At 68.3% G+C, this 15,820-nt stretch carries 18 protein-coding genes; 12 read left to right on the top strand and 6 right to left on the bottom strand.

Annotation, left to right across the window (positions count from 1 at the left end):
* Positions 1 to 3 precede the first annotated feature (3 nt).
* The 4 genes from G6048_RS22075 (at position 4) to G6048_RS22090 (ending at position 4,682) form a co-directional block, all read left to right on the top strand.
* On the top strand, positions 4 to 1,827 hold the full coding sequence (locus tag G6048_RS22075) for a cytochrome c biogenesis protein ResB (protein ID WP_165341312.1): 1,824 nt from the start codon (positions 4 to 6) through the stop codon (positions 1,825 to 1,827).
* Positions 1,824 to 2,927 (top strand): c-type cytochrome biogenesis protein CcsB, encoded by a 1,104-nt coding sequence (gene ccsB / locus G6048_RS22080; protein WP_165341313.1) that lies wholly within the window; start codon positions 1,824 to 1,826, stop codon positions 2,925 to 2,927. The genes G6048_RS22075 and ccsB overlap by 4 nt, the downstream gene beginning before the upstream one ends.
* 121 nt (positions 2,928 to 3,048) lie before the next feature.
* Entirely contained in the window at positions 3,049 to 3,639 is a 591-nt protein-coding gene (locus G6048_RS22085; protein WP_165341331.1) for an RNA polymerase sigma factor, read from the top strand.
* Entirely contained in the window at positions 3,636 to 4,682 is a 1,047-nt protein-coding gene (locus G6048_RS22090) for a CU044_5270 family protein (RefSeq protein WP_165341314.1), read from the top strand. Before G6048_RS22085 ends, G6048_RS22090 begins: the two co-directional genes overlap by 4 nt.
* Here the strand turns inward: G6048_RS22090 and G6048_RS51885 are convergent, their stop codons facing one another.
* Together G6048_RS51885 and G6048_RS49720 are read right to left on the bottom strand one after the other, a co-directional pair.
* A complete protein-coding gene (locus G6048_RS51885; RefSeq protein WP_408056153.1) occupies positions 4,683 to 4,805 on the bottom strand; it encodes a DUF397 domain-containing protein in 123 nt (40 codons plus the stop codon).
* A complete protein-coding gene (locus G6048_RS49720; RefSeq protein WP_165341315.1) occupies positions 4,747 to 5,763 on the bottom strand; it encodes a helix-turn-helix domain-containing protein in 1,017 nt (338 codons plus the stop codon). Before G6048_RS49720 ends, G6048_RS51885 begins: the two co-directional genes overlap by 59 nt.
* Positions 5,764 to 5,904: 141 nt before the next feature.
* On the opposite strand from G6048_RS49720, the gene G6048_RS51455 reads away from it, so the two are divergent.
* Together G6048_RS51455 and G6048_RS22105 are read left to right on the top strand one after the other, a co-directional pair.
* The gene (locus G6048_RS51455) at positions 5,905 to 6,132 is read left to right on the top strand and encodes an SRPBCC family protein (RefSeq protein ID WP_235990170.1); all 228 of its coding nucleotides are present in this window, start codon (positions 5,905 to 5,907) and stop codon (positions 6,130 to 6,132) included.
* 240 nt (positions 6,133 to 6,372) lie between these two features.
* Positions 6,373 to 6,990 (top strand): TOPRIM nucleotidyl transferase/hydrolase domain-containing protein, encoded by a 618-nt coding sequence (locus G6048_RS22105; protein WP_165341316.1) that lies wholly within the window; start codon positions 6,373 to 6,375, stop codon positions 6,988 to 6,990.
* Positions 6,991 to 6,999: 9 nt separating this feature from the next.
* On the opposite strand, the gene G6048_RS22110 is transcribed toward G6048_RS22105, so the two are convergent.
* Together G6048_RS22110 and G6048_RS22115 are read right to left on the bottom strand one after the other, a co-directional pair.
* Positions 7,000 to 7,965: an isopenicillin N synthase family dioxygenase gene (locus G6048_RS22110; protein WP_165341317.1), complete on the bottom strand. Its 966-nt coding sequence runs from the start codon at positions 7,963 to 7,965 to the stop codon at positions 7,000 to 7,002.
* Entirely contained in the window at positions 7,958 to 8,416 is a 459-nt protein-coding gene (locus tag G6048_RS22115) for a nucleoside deaminase (protein WP_165341318.1), read from the bottom strand. The genes G6048_RS22110 and G6048_RS22115 overlap by 8 nt, the downstream gene beginning before the upstream one ends.
* Before the next feature lie 242 nt (positions 8,417 to 8,658).
* Between G6048_RS22115 and erm the strand changes: the two genes are divergently transcribed.
* Positions 8,659 to 9,492 carry a 23S ribosomal RNA methyltransferase Erm gene (gene erm / locus G6048_RS22120; protein WP_165341319.1) on the top strand — a complete coding sequence of 278 codons (834 nt, stop codon included), beginning with the start codon at positions 8,659 to 8,661 and terminating at the stop codon, positions 9,490 to 9,492.
* Positions 9,493 to 9,535: 43 nt separating this feature from the next.
* On the opposite strand, the gene G6048_RS22125 is transcribed toward erm, so the two are convergent.
* On the bottom strand, positions 9,536 to 9,892 hold the full coding sequence (locus tag G6048_RS22125; protein WP_165341320.1) for a PLD nuclease N-terminal domain-containing protein: 357 nt from the start codon (positions 9,890 to 9,892) through the stop codon (positions 9,536 to 9,538).
* Positions 9,893 to 9,976: 84 nt separating this feature from the next.
* Between G6048_RS22125 and G6048_RS22130 the strand changes: the two genes are divergently transcribed.
* Both G6048_RS22130 and mqnP read left to right on the top strand, forming a co-directional pair.
* A complete protein-coding gene (locus G6048_RS22130) occupies positions 9,977 to 11,437 on the top strand; it encodes a menaquinone biosynthesis decarboxylase (RefSeq protein WP_165341321.1) in 1,461 nt (486 codons plus the stop codon).
* Between the two features lie 67 nt (positions 11,438 to 11,504).
* Positions 11,505 to 12,407, top strand: coding sequence for a menaquinone biosynthesis prenyltransferase MqnP (gene mqnP, locus G6048_RS22135; protein WP_165341322.1), 903 nt, complete (start codon positions 11,505 to 11,507; stop codon positions 12,405 to 12,407).
* A 72-nt stretch (positions 12,408 to 12,479) separates the two neighbouring features.
* On the opposite strand, the gene G6048_RS22140 is transcribed toward mqnP, so the two are convergent.
* The gene (locus G6048_RS22140; RefSeq protein ID WP_165341323.1) at positions 12,480 to 13,112 is read right to left on the bottom strand and encodes a rhomboid family intramembrane serine protease; all 633 of its coding nucleotides are present in this window, start codon (positions 13,110 to 13,112) and stop codon (positions 12,480 to 12,482) included.
* A 116-nt stretch (positions 13,113 to 13,228) separates the two neighbouring features.
* On the opposite strand from G6048_RS22140, the gene G6048_RS22145 reads away from it, so the two are divergent.
* From G6048_RS22145 to mqnE, 3 genes are all read left to right on the top strand, one after another.
* A complete protein-coding gene (locus tag G6048_RS22145) occupies positions 13,229 to 13,903 on the top strand; it encodes a UbiX family flavin prenyltransferase (protein ID WP_165341324.1) in 675 nt (224 codons plus the stop codon).
* A gap of 88 nt (positions 13,904 to 13,991) precedes the next feature.
* Positions 13,992 to 14,447, top strand: a complete 456-nt coding sequence (locus G6048_RS22150) for an Lrp/AsnC family transcriptional regulator (protein WP_165341325.1) — start codon at positions 13,992 to 13,994, stop codon at positions 14,445 to 14,447.
* Positions 14,448 to 14,499: 52 nt separating this feature from the next.
* Positions 14,500 to 15,663, top strand: coding sequence for an aminofutalosine synthase MqnE (mqnE, locus tag G6048_RS22155; protein WP_165341326.1), 1,164 nt, complete (start codon positions 14,500 to 14,502; stop codon positions 15,661 to 15,663).
* Positions 15,664 to 15,820 lie beyond the last annotated feature (157 nt).

Raw genomic sequence — 15,820 nt, forward strand, 5'->3', positions numbered from 1 at the left:
TCCATGAGCACCACTGACACCGGCAAGGGCGCCGCCGCGCAGGACGACAGCACCGCCGTACGGGACGACAACACGGCCGTACGCGACGACAACGACCTCGGCGCCGCCGGCTCCCAGCTCTCCACCGCCCCCCGCGAGGACGCACCCAACCTGCCCTCGCTGGGCGTCATCGGCTGGGCCCGCTGGTTCTGGCGGCAGCTCACCTCCATGCGGGTCGCGCTGCTCCTGCTCTTCCTGTTGTCGCTCGGCGCGATTCCCGGCTCGCTGATCCCGCAGAGCGGGACCGACGCGATGAAGGTGGAGCAGTTCGCCAAGGATCACCCGACGCTGACGCCGATCTACGAGAATCTCGGGCTGTTCCACGTCTACAGCTCCGTGTGGTTCTCGGCGATCTACATCCTGCTGTTCATCTCGCTCATCGGCTGCATCGTGCCCCGCACCTGGCAGTTCGTCGGCCAGCTGCGCGGTCGGCCGCCCGGCGCGCCCCGCCGACTGACCCGGCTGCCCGCGTACACGACATGGCGGACCGAGGCCGAACCCGAGCAGGTCCGCGAGGCCGCGCTCACGCTGCTGAAGAAGCGGCGCTTCCGCGCGCACACCGCCGGCGACGCCGTCGCCGCCGAGAAGGGCTACCTCCGTGAGGTCGGCAACCTCGCCTTCCACATCGCGCTGATCGTGATGCTGATCGCCTTCGCCTGGGGCCAGCTCTTCAGGTCCGAGGGCAACAAACTGATCGTCGAGGGCGACGGATTCGCCAACACCCTCACGCAGTACGACGACTTCAAGTCCGGGAATCTCTTCAGCACCGACGACCTGCCGCCGTTCAGCTTCACCCTGAAGGACTTCAAGGGCACGTACGCAAGGACGGGGCCCAACAGGGGCACGCCACGCGTCTACGAGGCGTCCGTCACTTACAGCGAGGGTGCCGACGGCAAGGAGGAGAAGGCCAAGATCGGGCCGACCGATCCGCTGAGGCTTGACGGCTCGAACCTCTACCTCGTCAGTCATGGTTACGCTCCTGTCGTCACCGTCCGGGACGCCAAGGGCGACGTTGTCTACAGCCAGGCCGTGCCGCTGTTGCCGCTCGACTCGAACGTCACCTCCTCCGGAGCGATCAAGGTCCTCGACGGCTACACGAACGCCAAGGGCAGGAAGGAACAGCTCGGCTTCAACGCCTTCTTCGTGCCGACCTTCGCCGGTGCGGGCCAGGGCCAGATGCTGTCCCAGTTCCCGGCATTGGACTTCCCGGTACTGGCGCTCTCCGCCTACCACGGCGACCTGGGCGTCAATTCGGGCCTCCCGCAGAGCGTGTACCAGCTCGACAGGACCAACATGAAGGAGTTCAAGGACTCCAAGGGCAACCTGCTCAAGCAGCGGCTCCTGCCCGGCGAGACCATGAAACTCCCCGGCGGCAACGGCTCGATCACCTTCGAGAAGGACGTCAAGGAGTGGGCCGGCTTCCAGGTCACCCACGAGCCCGGCAGCGGCTGGGCCCTGACCGGATCCGTGGCCGCTATCTTCGGCCTCGCCGCGTCCCTCTTCATCCAGCGCCGCCGCGTCTGGGTGCGCGCGACCAAGGGTGCGGACGGAGTCACGGTCGTCGAGATGGCCGGCCTCGGCCGCAGCGAGTCCGCGAAGGTCCCCCAGGAACTGGGCGACTTGGCAGCTGTCCTGTATGACACGGCTCCTGGCGCACCGGATCCAGACGCCGAGCCCGAGCCGGACGCCAAGGATCCGGACGCCAAGCCCACGGCCGGCGCCAAGACTTCCGAAGCTGACCCCACCCCCGACCCCCAAGCCGTACCTGCCGAAGGGGCTGACAAGTGACTCTCGCCGCCGCGACAAACGAAAACCTCGCGAACCTCAGCAACACGCTGATCTACTCCGCGATGGCCGTCTACACGCTGGCCTTCTTCGCCTACATCGCCGAGTGGACCTTCGGCAGCCGCAGCAAGGTCAGCCGCACGGCAGCCGCGCTCACCCCTGACGCGAAGGGTGCGAAGAAGGACGCCAAGAAGGCCGGCGCGCCCGAGGTCACCGTGAAGAAAGCCGGTGGCACGGCCGTACTGGAGCGGCCCAAGGTCGTCACACGGGCCGCCGCCGGTGCGCGGGACGTGCCGGACGGCCCCGGCGCGCACGGCGGGGACGAACAGGGCGACCTCTACGGACGTATCGCCGTATCGCTCACCGTGCTCGCCTTCCTCATCGAGTTCGGCGGAGTGCTCACAAGGGCCCTCTCGGTGCAGCGGGCGCCGTGGGGCAACATGTACGAGTTCAACATCACCTTCTCCACCGTTGCCGTAGGCGTGTACCTCTCCCTCCTCGCGTTGAAGAAGAACGTCCGCTGGCTCGGCCTCCCTCTGGTCACCTCGGTCCTCCTCGACCTCGGTCTCGCCGTCACCGTCTTGTACACCGCCAGCGACCAGTTGGTTCCCGCCCTCGACTCGTACTGGCTCTACATCCACGTCTCCACCGCGATCTTCTGCGGCGCCGTCTTCTACGTGGGTGCGGTCGGCACGATCCTGTACCTCTTCAAGGACTCGTACGAGAACAAGCTGGCGAGCGGCGGAACGCCCGGCCGTTTCGCGACCTCCGTCATGGAGCGGCTGCCCGCCTCGGCCTCCCTCGACAAGTTCGCGTACCGCGTGAACGCCGCCGTCTTCCCGCTGTGGACCTTCACGATCATCGCCGGCGCGATCTGGGCGGGCGACGCGTGGGGCCGCTACTGGGGCTGGGACCCCAAGGAGACCTGGGCGTTCATCACCTGGGTCGCGTACGCCTGCTATCTGCACGCCAGGGCCACGGCCGGCTGGAAGGGCCGCAAGGCCGCGTACATCGCCCTCGCCGCCTTCGCCTGCTGGCTGTTCAACTACTACGGCGTGAACATCTTCGTGAGCGGCAAGCACTCGTACGCCGACGTCGGCTGAGCGCAGCGCTCCACCCACGAGGCCGGTTCCGTGTGACATACGTCACGGGAACCGGCCTTCGTCGTACGGACAGGTGGGATACGTGGAGACAAACAGGGGGGACCGCCCGGAACGGCGTGAACTGCGCGCGCGTATCCGGGCCGGAGACGCGGAGGCGTTCGGCGAGCTCTTCGACGCCTACGCACGCTCCGTCTACAACCATGCGTTCCGGCTGACCGCCGACTGGTCGACGGCCGAGGACATCGTGTCGCTGACGTTCCTGGAGGCCTGGCGGCTGCGGGAACGCCTGGACGAGGAGGGCGGTTCGCCGCGCCCGTGGTTGCTCGGCATCGCCACGAACGTGGCCCGCAACACCCGCCGGGCCACCCGCAGACACGCGGCCGCCGTGTCCCGGCTGCCACCCGCCGAGGACGAGCGCGACTTCGCCGACGAAGTAGCCGGACGCATCGACGACTTGGCGTACCTCAGGGCCGTACGCGTCGCCGTCGATCGCATGCGCCGCCCCGAGCGCGAGGTGCTCGCCCTGTGCGCCTGGGGCGGCCTCGACTACGCGGCTGCCGCCGAGGCGCTGGGCGTCCCGGTCGGCACCGTACGCTCCCGGCTCTCCCGGGCCCGTACGAAGCTCGCCGCGGAACTCGCCGCCGGGCGCGGACAGATGAAAGGCGGCCACACACCCATGGCCGGGCCCATCCAGGAGGGGAACAACCAGTGAGCGAGATTCCCGAGAAGGACCTCCCGCCGGGCCGTCACCGCGTCCTGAGGGAGCATCTGATGCGCGAGATCGGCACAGCACAAGAGCGCGGGAGTGGTTCGGAAGAGGACCGGGATCAGCCGGTACGGACCTTCTGGCGCCGCCCCGCCTTCGTGGCCCCCTTGGCGGCCGCGACCCTCACCATCGCCATCGCGGTGGGAGTAGGCGTCACCCGCGACGCCCGGCCGGGAGGCACCAGCAGCCCCATGTCACAGCCGACGATCACAGTGGACCCCGACCCGCTGCTGGAACGGCTTGCTGCGGCGGCCGGGGAGGAAGCGCCAGGCGAGATCAAGAACGACCAGTTCATCTACACGAAGCGCGAGACCTACCACTGGAAGCCCGAAAAGGGCGTGCCCGACGGCTGTTCCATGACCCTCGAGGGTTACGAGACCGGCGTACGCGAACTCTGGGAGTCCGTCGACGGCCGGCGTGAGGGGCTGTCCCGGAAGCCCAAGAGCAACGGCGAGGAGCCCGAGCAGTCTCTTGCCCCCCAACTGCCCGGCAAGAACACGGTCAACTTCTACCGGCAGGCCGAAGAACTCCCCACCGACCCCGAGGCCATGCGCCGCTGGCTCTACGGCCTCGACCCCGGCGAGAAGCCGTCCGGCGCCAAGTCCGCGGACGTGAACGCCTTCGCGAAGGCCGGCAACCTGCTCACCACCAGCCTCCTCCCACCGAAGGTTGCCGCCGCGCTGTACCGGGCGATCGCCGAGATTCCCGGCGTGATGGCCGTAGACGACGCGAAGGACGCTGCGGGTCGCACCGGTGTCGCCGTCGTGATGGACACGTCCGGTGCCATCGGCACTGCGATCCGCGGGTCGCAGGGTCCGGCGCGTGCCGAGCTGATCTTCGACGAGAGGTCGCTGGCGTACCTGGGAGAGAGCGTGGTCAACCTCGCGGCACCGAAGCGGAAGTGTGACCCGCTGGAGGCGGGCGAACTCGTCAGCTCGACCGCTGTGCTCGCGCGGGGAGTTGTGGATACGACCAGTCAGAGGCCGTAGTCAGTTCCGTACGGCGGAGATGAAGGACGACCAGGCGGACCGGTTGATCAACAGCACCGGTCCGTCAGGGGTTTTGCTGTCGCGGACGGGGACGACGGTGGGGAAATCGGGGGCTACTTCGATGCAGTTGCCGCCGTTGGAGTCGCTGTGACTGCTCTTGACCCAGGTCGCCATTTCGACGCAGTTGCCGCCGTCGTTGCCGCTGTAGCTGCTCCTGATCCAGGTCGCCGTGCTGAGGTCGATCCTGTCCATCGCGCCCGTACCTTTCCATCGTCTCGCCGATCCAAGCGGCAGACTTCGGGGCAGACAGAGCGTCGGCCCTCAAGACATCATAGGTTCGGTTATGGAGCGCGTAGATGTCCGGATCATTGTTGAAATGACCACGGCTCAGCGATTCCGAGTAGACCCAACGCTCTCCGCCGGGCAGCGTGATCAGCGACATGGATGTCGTGGGGCGGACGACGCCGATGCAGTTGGCCGGGACGACCTGAACGCGGATGTTGGGGCGCTGGCCGACCTTCAGCAAGTGGGCGCACTGGTCGCGCATCACGGCCGGGCTCCCGATCACCTGACGTAGACAGCTCTCGTCCAGTACAGCGACGTACAGCGGCCCGTCGTCGGCGAGGAAGCGCTGCTGTCGGCTCAGTCGCGCCCGGACCCGCTCTTCCACCTCGTCGCCATTCGCGGTCTGGGAGAGCAGTGCTCGCGCGTAGTCCTCTGTCTGCAACAGCCCTGGGATGACTTGCTCCTGATACTCGTGCAGCTCTGCTGCCACCGCATCCATCTCGGCCCGCCGCCGAAACCAATCCGGATGCTCCACCTGCGGATACCAATCAATCCGCCCCCACAACCGCAGCAACACCCCACCCGTATCCAGCACTTCATCGCACTTCTTGGCGAACGTGTCCTGCGGGACCCGCGTACCCGCCTCCACCCGCGCCACATGCGAGCGATCGCAAGGGATCTCCTTCGCCAGCCCCTCCTGCGTCAGCCCCGCCGCCTCACGGAAGTGCTTGAGCAGCTCCCCGAAAACGGCCCCGGTGGTGGCGGCCGATCCCCCCTCGGCATTACGTCGGCTCACAACTTCCCTCCGTGACAGTGGGCCAGTGGCACGCGTCCGGCGTTGAAACGCCACGCTCCGCTACGCAACGCTTGATTCACCCAGAGTAACGAGTCATGCGCCCCTGGCAGGTGCGAATGGCAAAGAACGTACGGAGTGGAAATGGCGGACGAAGCAGGGCAGTTGAGGCCGGGGGCGCTCGTCTACGACCCGGGTACGCGCAAGGTGGGGGAGTACCGCGACAAGGCGGGCCCGTACGCGATGCTGCGCCCGGTGGGCGGCGGCCGCGAGTGGGAGGCCGACCCGGCACTGCTCCGCCCGGCGACACAGGAGGAACGCATCGACGCAACGCTGAGGGCGGCGAACCACCGTACGAAGCGGCGGGTGTGACGTTGTTGCACCAGCCAGTCCCGTCGGACGACGCCCTCAGCCGCCCACCCGTCCCCACCCCCGGCTGCGAAACGTGCACGGAGCTCGCCATCACCCGAGACGACGCCCGAGCCCAGGGCAACCGCAGCGCAGAAACAGACGCCGACGTCCTCCTACGCCGCCACCAACACCGCGACCACGCCTCCCGCCCTCCGCAGTAATTCTCTACCGTCGCGGCCGGAAAGGGCGGACACTCGTCCCATGGCTGACATGGGGGCGTTCCGGGATGCGGTCACCGCGTGGGCGGCCGGTGGCCCCGGTGACCCCGCACGCGAGCTGGCCGAGCGCCTGCCGGTCCGGGCGGCCGTCCTGCTCGAAGGCCCGAGCGACGTCGCAGCGATCGACGCGCTGGCCGCGAGCCGCGGCCGCGACCTGGCAGCCGAAGGAATCTGCGTCCTGCCGATGGGCGGCGCGATGAGCGTCGGCCGCTTCGCCGGCCTCCTCGGCCCACCCGGCCTGGGCCTGAACCTCACAGGCCTGTGCGACGAACGGGAGCGCAGCTACTACGAGCGCGGCTTGGAGCGGGCCGGTGCGGCACACCAAGAGTTCTACGTCTGCACGGCGGACCTGGAAGACGAACTCATCCGCGCACTGGGCGTAACCCGAGTAGAGGAACTCATCCAGGCAGAAGGCGACTGGCGCCCCCTGCAAACCCTCCGCCAGCAGCCCGCCCAACAGGGCCGCACCCCACACCAACAGCTACGCCGCTTCCTCGGCACCAAGAAAGGCCGCAAGATCCACTACGGGCGCGTCCTCGTAGAGGCACTAGCCCCCGACCACGTACCCGCCCCACTCGAGGCCCTGCTCACCAGCGTCTGACCAACCGCCTCAGCCAACCGTGATCGAGTCCAGCTTCTCCCGCAGGTACACGTGCGAGTCCACCGGCCCGTACGCCACCCGCCCCACCGGTGCCGGTACCGACTCCACGAGCGTCCCCGGCGTGCACTCGCCGAAGTAGACGAGGGACATCAGCTCCTCGGCGGGTGCGTCCGCGGGCGGGGGCAGGACGCGGTGGCGGCCCGAGCGCCAGCGGTCGCCGGTCCAACGGGCCATCAGGTCGCCGATGTTGATGGTGAACGCCTCGGGGTCGTACGGGGCGTCCTCCCAGCCGCCGTCATCCGTGAAGACCTGCAAGCCGCCCTTGCCCGCCTGCCGGTCGAGGATCGTGACCGTGCCGAAGTCGGTGTGCGGGCCGATGCGGAACTGGTCCGGCTCGGGGTCGCCCAGCACATCCCGGCCCGGGTACCAGTTGATGTTGAAGCCGTAGGTGGGGTGGCTCATGTGCCGGGTGAAGAAGTCCGGCTCGAGACCGAGGGCTTCGCCGAGGAGGCTCAGGAGGTGGTTCTCCAGGGCCGCCATCCGGGCCAGGTACTCCTCGCAGAGCGGCCTCAACTCGGGGGCCTCCGCGGGCCAGACGTTCGGCGCGTACCACTCCGCGTTCACGGCCGGGTCCTCGAAGGGCTCGTGTGTCGCGAACGTCAGCGACTCCTTCAGGTCCGGCGGAGTCTCGGTTCCCTCCGCGTAACCGTTGGCCTCCGCGCCCGGGCCGAGCCAGCCGCGGCCGCCGACCTGGGCGGCGTACGGCTGCTTGGCCTCGGTCGGCAGCCGGAAGAAGGTGCGGGCGGAGTCCCGGATGGCCGTCCGCAGCTCCGGGTCCACGCCGTGCCCCGTCACGAGCAGAAACCCGGCCGTCTGCAGGGCCGCGTCGACCGTGCGCGCGATCTCCTTACGGGCCGCGGGGTCGCCCGAGAGCCAGGGGCCCAGGTCGATGGTCGGGATGCGGGGTTCAGTCACCGATGTCCTCGTTCCACAGGGCCGGGTTGGTCTTGATGAAGTCGCGCATCAGGTCGGTGCACTCAGGATCGTCCAACAGGACGATCTCCACGCCGTGTTCGGCCAGCCAGTCGTGGCCGCCGTGGAACGTCGTCGCCTCGCCGATCACCACCCGCGAGATGCCGAACTGCCGCACCAGGCCGGAGCAGTACCAGCACGGCGAGAGGGTGGTCACCATCGTCGTACCGCGGTACGTCCGCTGCCGGCCGGCAGCGCGGAAGGCGGACGTCTCCGCGTGCATGGACGGGTCGTCGTCCTGGACGCGACGGTTGTGGCCGCGGCCCAGGACGGTCCCGTCGGCGCCGTACAGCGCGGCACCGATCGGGATGCCGCCCTCGGCGAGTCCCGCCCGCGCCTCCTCGACGGCGGTGGCGAGCCATACGCGTGCCTGTGCCTGGTCCATGGGCTCCATGCTCCCCAGTGTCGTACCGGAAAATCGGTTGCCGAGGGGTACTTGGCCTGACGTAACTTGATCGGCATGTGCGCAGCCGCAGCAATCACCAGGACCCGTCGCTTCTAGCGGCGGGCACTCTCACGACGTAACGCCTCACGCGTAACGATCTCGCGTAACGAGAGCAGCCGCCGCTCCGGAGACTTCCCGCCGGGCGGCCCCTGCCGTGCTGCCCGGCTTCCCTTCGAAGCCGCGGAGATCCTGTGCGCACCCAGCGTCATCAGCAAAACTCGCACCAGCGTCCTGGCCGTTCTAGCCATCCTGGCCGTCCTGGCCGTCCTGGCCGTCACGAGCTCGGTCAGAACTTCCTCGTCGATCAGAGCGTCGTCGACGCCATCGTCGGTCTCGTGACCCGTACCGACGGGCCGATCATCGAGATCGGCGCCGGAGACGGCGCGCTCACCCTCCCCCTGCAAGGCCTCGCCAGGCCCCTGACCGGCATCGAGATCGACGACCGGCGCGCGGCCCGCCTTGATCGCCGTACGCGCCCGTCGACCACGATCGTCCAGGCGGACTTCCTCCGCTATACGGTTCCCAGCGCCCCCCATGTCCTGGTGGGCAACCTGCCCTTCCACCAGACGACCGCCATGCTCCGGCGCATCCTCAACGCCCCCGGCTGGACCGACGCCGTCCTGCTCGTGCAGTGGGAGGTCGCGCGCCGCCGGGCCGGTGTGGGCGGGGCGACGATGATGACGGCGCAGTGGTGGCCGTGGTTCGAGTTCCGGCTCGTACGACGCGTACCGGCGGCGGCGTTCCGGCCGCGACCCGGTGTCGACGGCGGGCTGATGACGGTGTCCCGCCGGGAGCGTTCCCTCGTCGACCGTCGCGAGCAGCGGCGCTACCAGGACTTCGTCCAGCGGGTGTTCACCGCCAGGGGCCGCGGTTTGCCGGAGATGCTCGCCGCCGCCGCGCCCGAGCTGCCGCGGCAACGGATCCGCCGCTGGACGCGCCACCACCGGATCGCTCCACATGCCCTGCCGAAGAGCCTTACCGCGGAGCAGTGGGCGGAGCTGTACCGGCTCCGGCAGGAGCGTTAGTGCCCGCCGTCAGCTCGCCGTCAGTTCTCGCCAGCTCCCGGCGTCATTTCTCGCCGTCCTCGTCTCGCTTTTCGTCCAGCTTTTCGTCGTGCTTTTCGTCGCGCTTCTCGTCCCGCTTCTCGTCCTTCGGTTCCTCGTCCTTCAGGGACTTCAGGAACTCGGGGTTGTCGTCCGGTGCCACCCAGCCGTCGCGGCGGCGTCCGCCCGCTGGGCGCGGCGCCGTGCGCTCCTTGCCCACGAGAAGCCAGGAGATGGAGCCCACGAGGGGGAAGAGCAGGACGAGCATGGCCCAGAGAGGCTTCGGGATGTACCGGATCTGCTTCTCATCGGTGCTGATGCAGTCGATGAACGCGTAGATGCTGAGCCCCAGCGGCACCAGCACCATCAGCACCCTGAGCATGAGCACTCCCTTGCGTTGCGATCGGAGCCGCTGGACCAGGCCCCGTTACCGGGCCAGGGTAGCCCGTAGCCGATACTGGGACGCATGGCTTACGACGATCTTCGCTCCCTGCTCAGGGCACTGGAACGCGAGGGTGACCTCAAGCGCGTCAAGGCCGAGGTCGACCCGTATCTGGAAGTGGGGGAGATCGTCGACCGCGTACAGAAGTCGGGCGGCCCGGCGCTGCTCTTCGAGAACGTACGCGGGTCGGCCATGCCGCTCGCGATGAATGTCTTCGGGACGGACCGCCGCCTGCTCAAGGCGCTCGGCCTGAAGTCGTACGGCGAGATCAGCGAGAAGATCGGCGGGCTGCTCAAGCCCGAGCTGCCGCACGGGTTCGTCGGCGTGCGCGAGGCCTTCGGGAAGCTCGGCGCCATGACGCACGTACCGCCGAAGAAGGTGAAGTCCGACAACGCGCCCGTGCAGGAGGTCGTGGTCAAGGGCGACGACGTCGACCTCGACCAGCTCCCGGCCCTCTTCACCTGGCCGAAGGACGGCGGGTCCTTCTTCAACCTCGGGCTCACCCACACCAAGGACCCGGAGAGCGGCATCCGCAACCTCGGGCTGTACCGCCTCCAGCGCCACGACAAGCGCACCATCGGCATGCACTGGCAGATCCACAAGGACAGCCGGAACCACTATCAAGTGGCCGCGCGGCGTGGGGAGAAGCTCCCGATCGCGATCGCTTTCGGGTGTCCGCCCGCCGTCACCTACGCCTCCACCGCCCCGCTCCCCGGGGACATCGACGAGTACCTCTTCGCCGGGTTCCTCCAGGGCAAGCGGATCGAGATGGTCGACTGCAAGACGGTGCCGCTCCAGGTGCCGGCGCAGGCGGAGGTCGTACTGGAGGGCTGGCTGGAGCCGGGCGAGATGCTCCCGGAGGGGCCCTTCGGCGACCACACCGGCTTCTACACGCCGCAGGAACCCTTCCCCGCCCTGACCATCGACTGCGTCACGATGCGCAAGCGGCCACTGCTCCAGTCGATCGTGGTCGGTCGGCCCCCGACCGAGGACGGACCCCTCGGCCGGGCGACGGAGCGTTTCTTCCTGCCGCTGCTCAAGATCATCGTTCCTGACATCGTGGACTACCACCTCCCCGAGGCGGGCGGTTTCCACAACTGCGCGATCGTCGCGATCGACAAGAAGTACCCGAAGCATGCCCAGAAGGTGATGCACGCGATCTGGGGCGCGCACATGATGTCCCTGTCCAAGCTGATCGTGATCGTCGACTCGGACTGCGACGTCCACGATCTGCACGAGGTCGCCTGGCGCGCCCTCGGCAACACGGACTACGCCCGCGATCTCTCGGTCGTCGAAGGCCCGGTCGACCACCTCGACCACGCCTCCTATCAGCAGTTCTGGGGCGGCAAGGCGGGCATCGACGCGACGAAGAAGTGGCCCGAGGAGGGCTATACGCGCGACGGCGGCTGGCCGGACATGGTGCTGTCCGACCCGGAGACGGCGGCGCTCGTCGACCGCCGCTGGAAGGAGTACGGACTCAAGTGAGCAGCAACGTGATCAGCAACGTGATCAGCGCGTACCGCTCGTGCGGCAGAAGGGAGTTCAGACTCTCGTGAGCAGCGCATCCGCAGCGATCCCTCAGCCCGGCCGTACGAAGGCGTTCCTGCGCCTTGTCATGATCGAGCACTCCGTCTTCGCGCTGCCCTTCGCCTACATCGCCGCGCTGACGGCGATGTTCCAGCTCGACCGGAACATCCACTGGGGCCGGCTGCTCCTCGTCACCATCGCGATGGTCGGGCTGCGTACGTTCGCCATGGCCGCGAACCGGATCATCGACCGCGAGATCGACGCCCGCAACCCCCGTACGGCGCAACGGGAGTTGGTCACCGGCGCGATGACGGTGCGGCACGCGTGGACGGGCGCGCTGGTCGCCCTGGTCTTCTTCCTCGGCGCCGCGGCCCTGCTCAACCCCCTCTGTCTCGCCCTCGCCCCCATCGCCGTGATCCCGATGGTGGTCTACCCCTACGGCAAGCGGTTCACGAACTTCCCCCAGGCCATCCTCGGTCTCGCCCAGGCAATGGGCCCGGTCGGCGGCTGGCTGGCGATCACCGGTGAATGGTCCTGGGACGCGGTGATCCTCGGCCTCGCGGTCGGCATCTGGATCGGCGGCTTCGACCTGATCTACGCCTGCCAGGACATCGAGACGGACCGCGAGATCGGCGTCATGTCGGTCCCGGCCCGCTTCGGTATCCCGGCCGCCATCTGGGGCGCCCGCGGCTGCCACACGGTCACCACGGCACTGTTCGTCTGGTACGCCCTGGCCACCGACGCGGGCGCCTTCTTCTGGCTGGGCCTGCTGATCGTCGCCGCCGCGTTCCTCTACGAGCACTCCATCGTGAAGCCGCACGACCTGTCCCGGGTGAACAGGGCGTTCTTCTCGACGAACGGCTTCATCGGAATCAGCCTCTTCATCTGCGCCCTGATCGACCTGCTGGTGCGCGGACTCACGGTCTGACCGGCTCGTACGGTTCTACCCGTACGCGGCTTACCGGCTCGTACCGTTCCGCCCGTACGCGCCGTACGCGGCTTACCGGATGGCCCTTTCGGGTGAGCCGGAGGCCGAGCGGCGGCGGAACAGGAACGCCGCCGCCACGCCGGACACCAGGCCGACGAGATGCCCCTGCCAGCTCACCGTGGTGTTGGTGGGGGCTATGCCCACGAGGACCGAGCTGCCCCAGACCGCAGCGATCAGTATCCCGGCCATGATGCCGAGCGGCCGTCGCTCCACGAAGCCGCTGATCACCAGGAAGCCGAAGAGCCCGAAGATCAGGCCGGAGGCCCCGGCGGTGTTGGTGTGCGCCGGAGATATCAGCCAGACGCCGAGCCCGTCGGCCACGATGATCAGCGCGGCCACGGCGGCGAAACGGCGCAGCCCGCCGAGGGCCGCGACAAAACCGAGGACCAGCAGCGGAACCGTGTTCGCTGCCAGGTGGGCGAAGCCGAAATGGATGAACGAGGCCGGCACGATGTCGACCAGCTCCGACGGCGTACGCGGAGTGATCCCGAGGCCGTCCAGCGAGTGACCCGTGATCACGTCCACCACTTCGAGCAGCCACAGCAGAGCCACCCAGCCCACCATCAACTTGGCGGCCGTCTTCGCCCGCTCGCCCTGCGACCAGCCCCGGTCACTCCGGGTCCAACTGACGTCCCTACCAGCCATCGCCGTCCCCCATGTCCACCCGTAGCGCCGCACGCACCAGTCGCCCGGCTCTGTCAGATTAACGGGCGGGCCCCTCGCGCCGTTCCCGTTCCGGGTCGCCGGATAGGCTCGACACCATGAAGCCAGGACAGACGCAGCGCACGCCTTGGATCGTGGGGGTCTCGGGTGCGTCCGGTACGCCGTATGCCGCTGCTGTGCTGCGTGCGCTTCTGGATGCGGGGGAGAGCGTCGACCTGATCGTCAGCAGGGCTTCGCGGCTGACGTTGCTGGACGAGACGGGGATCAGCTTCCGGGACGCCTACTCGGACGAGGACCTGCGCGAATGGCTGGCCCGCGGCGCGGACGGCAAGCCCGGCACCTTCGACATCCAGGCCCAGGACGTACGTCACTGGAGTCCCGGTGACCTGGCGGCGGGGCCGTCCTCAGGCTCGTACCCCTCGAAAGGCATGCTCATCGTGCCCGCGTCCACAGCTTGTGTCGCCGGCGTCGCGCTCGGCCTCTCCAAGGACCTGCTGCAACGCGCCGCGAGCGTCACGCTCAAGGAGCGCCGCAAGCTGGTCGTCGCCGTCCGCGAGACGCCGCTGAACGGGCAGACCCTGCGGCACCTGGTGACCCTGGACGACGCGGGAGCGACCGTACTGCCGGCGTCCCCGGCGTTCTACGCGGGCGCCACCCACATTCAGGACCTCGTCGACTTCGTCGCCGGGCGGGTGCTGGACGCGGCGGGCGTCGAGCACACGCTGTATCGCCGCTGGGAGGGCGAACTGGGCGGCGGCTCACGTCCCACCTGAGCAACTCGCAGTACCCGCACATCACTTCAGTACTTCGCACTACGTACCTGGTACTTCAAGAACTCTTCAGCGGAAGGCTATCGATCGCATGGACGCGGTGGACAGGCAGCTCATCCAGGCCCTCAGGGAGAACGGCCGGGCCTCCTACGCGGAGCTGGGACGCCTCGTCGGACTGTCGGGACCCAGCGTCACCGACCGCATCAACCGCCTGGAGGCCGCCGGTGTCATCACCGGCTACCGCGCGACGGTCGACGCCGCCTCGCTCGGCCTCGGCGTCACCGCCCTGATCGGCATCTCGCTCTCCGACGCCGCCGACCACGAGGACGTCGCGCAGCGGCTGCGGGACCTGAACGAGATCGAGGACTGCTGGTTCATCGCGGGCGACGACTCGTTCATGCTCAAGGTCCGGGCGCCGGACGTGGACGGCCTGGAGAAGACGATCCGGCGGCTGTCGGGGACGAAGGGCGTGTCCCGCACGCGTACGACGATCGTGCTCTCCACGAAGTGGGAGAACCGGGTGGGTGAGCTGCCCGAGGAGGCGTGAGCACGTACGCGTACGGTTGGCAGGATTCGTCACGAGGAGAGGCAGAAGCAGCATGGACGTCGGGCTCAAGCGCGAGCTGGAGGAGAAAGTCCGGGCCGGTGAACGGCTCACCCGTGAGGACGGCATCGCGCTGTACGAGTCGGACGACCTGGCCTGGCTGGGCGGGCTGGCGCACGAGGTGCGGACCCGTAAGAACGGTGACGTCGTCCACTTCAACGTCAACCGGCACCTCAACATGACCAATGTGTGTACGGCCTCCTGCGCGTACTGCTCCTTCCAGCGCAAGCCGGGCGAGAAGGACGCGTACACGATGCGCATCGAGGAGGCGGTCAAGCTCGCCAAGGCGATGGAGGGCGAGAACCTCACCGAGCTGCACATCGTCAACGGCCTGCACCCGAATCTGCCGTGGCGTTACTACCCGCGGTCGCTGTCGGAGCTGAAGAAGGCGCTCCCGAACGTCTCTCTGAAGGCCTTCACGGCGACCGAGATCCACCACTTCGAGACGATCTCGGGTCTGTCGGCGTCGGAGATCCTGGACGAGCTGATCGAGGCGGGCCTGGAGTCCCTCACCGGCGGTGGCGCGGAGATCTTCGACTGGGAGGTACGCCAGCACATCGTCGACCACCGCACGCACTGGGAGGACTGGTCGCGCATCCACCGCCTGGCGCACTCCAAGGGCCTCAAGACCCCCTGCACGATGCTGTACGGCCACATCGAGGAGCCGAGGCACCGGGTCGATCACGTGCTCAGGCTGCGTGAACTGCAGGACGAGACGGGCGGCTTCCAGGTCTTCATCCCGCTGCGCTACCAGCACGACTTCGTCGACATGAAGGACGGCAAGGTACGCAACCGGCTGCAGGCCCGCACCCAGATGGCGACGGGTGCGGAAGCTCTGAAGACCTTCGCGGTCTCCCGGCTGCTCTTCGACAACGTTCCGCACGTCAAGGTCTTCTGGGTCATGCATGGCGTCCAGACCGCGCAGCTGGCGTTGCAGCACGGTGCCGATGACATGGACGGTTCGGTGGTGGAGTACAAGATCACCCACGACGCGGACAACTACGGCACGCCGAACAAGCTGACCCGCGAGGACTTGCTGGACCTGATCCGGGACGCCGGGTTCCGTCCGATGGAGCGGAACACGCGGTACGAGATCATCCGCGAGTACGAGGGCCCGGACGCGTCGCGTCGCGAGTCGCCTCAGCCCATGCGGGTGTGATCAAAGAGGGCTCCGCCCTCAGCACTCTTCAGCCGTGCCCTGGCACCCCCAGCCCGTCCGGCGTTTGAGGACGAGGCCGTTCAGGCCGATCGGGGTCTGGGGCGGAGCCCCAGCGGGGTCCAGTGGCAGCGCCCCTTGTTACGGGAAGGGGCGGGGT

This window comes from Streptomyces ureilyticus (genome assembly GCF_011045025.1).
GTDB lineage: Bacteria > Actinomycetota > Actinomycetes > Streptomycetales > Streptomycetaceae > Streptomyces > Streptomyces ureilyticus.

Bases quoted from the DNA above. Each gene is read 5' to 3' on its own strand.
- G6048_RS22075 (WP_165341312.1), top strand. From the start codon at position 4: ATGAGCACCACTGACACCGGCAAGGGCGCCGCCGCGCAGGACGACAGC.
- G6048_RS51455 (WP_235990170.1), top strand. From the start codon at position 5,905: ATGGCGGACGAAGCAGGGCAGTTGAGGCCGGGGGCGCTCGTCTACGAC.
- G6048_RS22105 (WP_165341316.1), top strand. From the start codon at position 6,373: ATGGCTGACATGGGGGCGTTCCGGGATGCGGTCACCGCGTGGGCGGCC.
- G6048_RS22115 (WP_165341318.1), bottom strand. From the start codon at position 8,416: ATGGAGCCCATGGACCAGGCACAGGCACGCGTATGGCTCGCCACCGCC.
- G6048_RS22125 (WP_165341320.1), bottom strand. From the start codon at position 9,892: ATGCTCAGGGTGCTGATGGTGCTGGTGCCGCTGGGGCTCAGCATCTAC.
- G6048_RS22130 (WP_165341321.1), top strand. From the start codon at position 9,977: ATGGCTTACGACGATCTTCGCTCCCTGCTCAGGGCACTGGAACGCGAG.
- G6048_RS22140 (WP_165341323.1), bottom strand. From the start codon at position 13,112: ATGGCTGGTAGGGACGTCAGTTGGACCCGGAGTGACCGGGGCTGGTCG.
- G6048_RS22145 (WP_165341324.1), top strand. From the start codon at position 13,229: ATGAAGCCAGGACAGACGCAGCGCACGCCTTGGATCGTGGGGGTCTCG.
- G6048_RS22150 (WP_165341325.1), top strand. From the start codon at position 13,992: ATGGACGCGGTGGACAGGCAGCTCATCCAGGCCCTCAGGGAGAACGGC.
- mqnE (WP_165341326.1), top strand. From the start codon at position 14,500: ATGGACGTCGGGCTCAAGCGCGAGCTGGAGGAGAAAGTCCGGGCCGGT.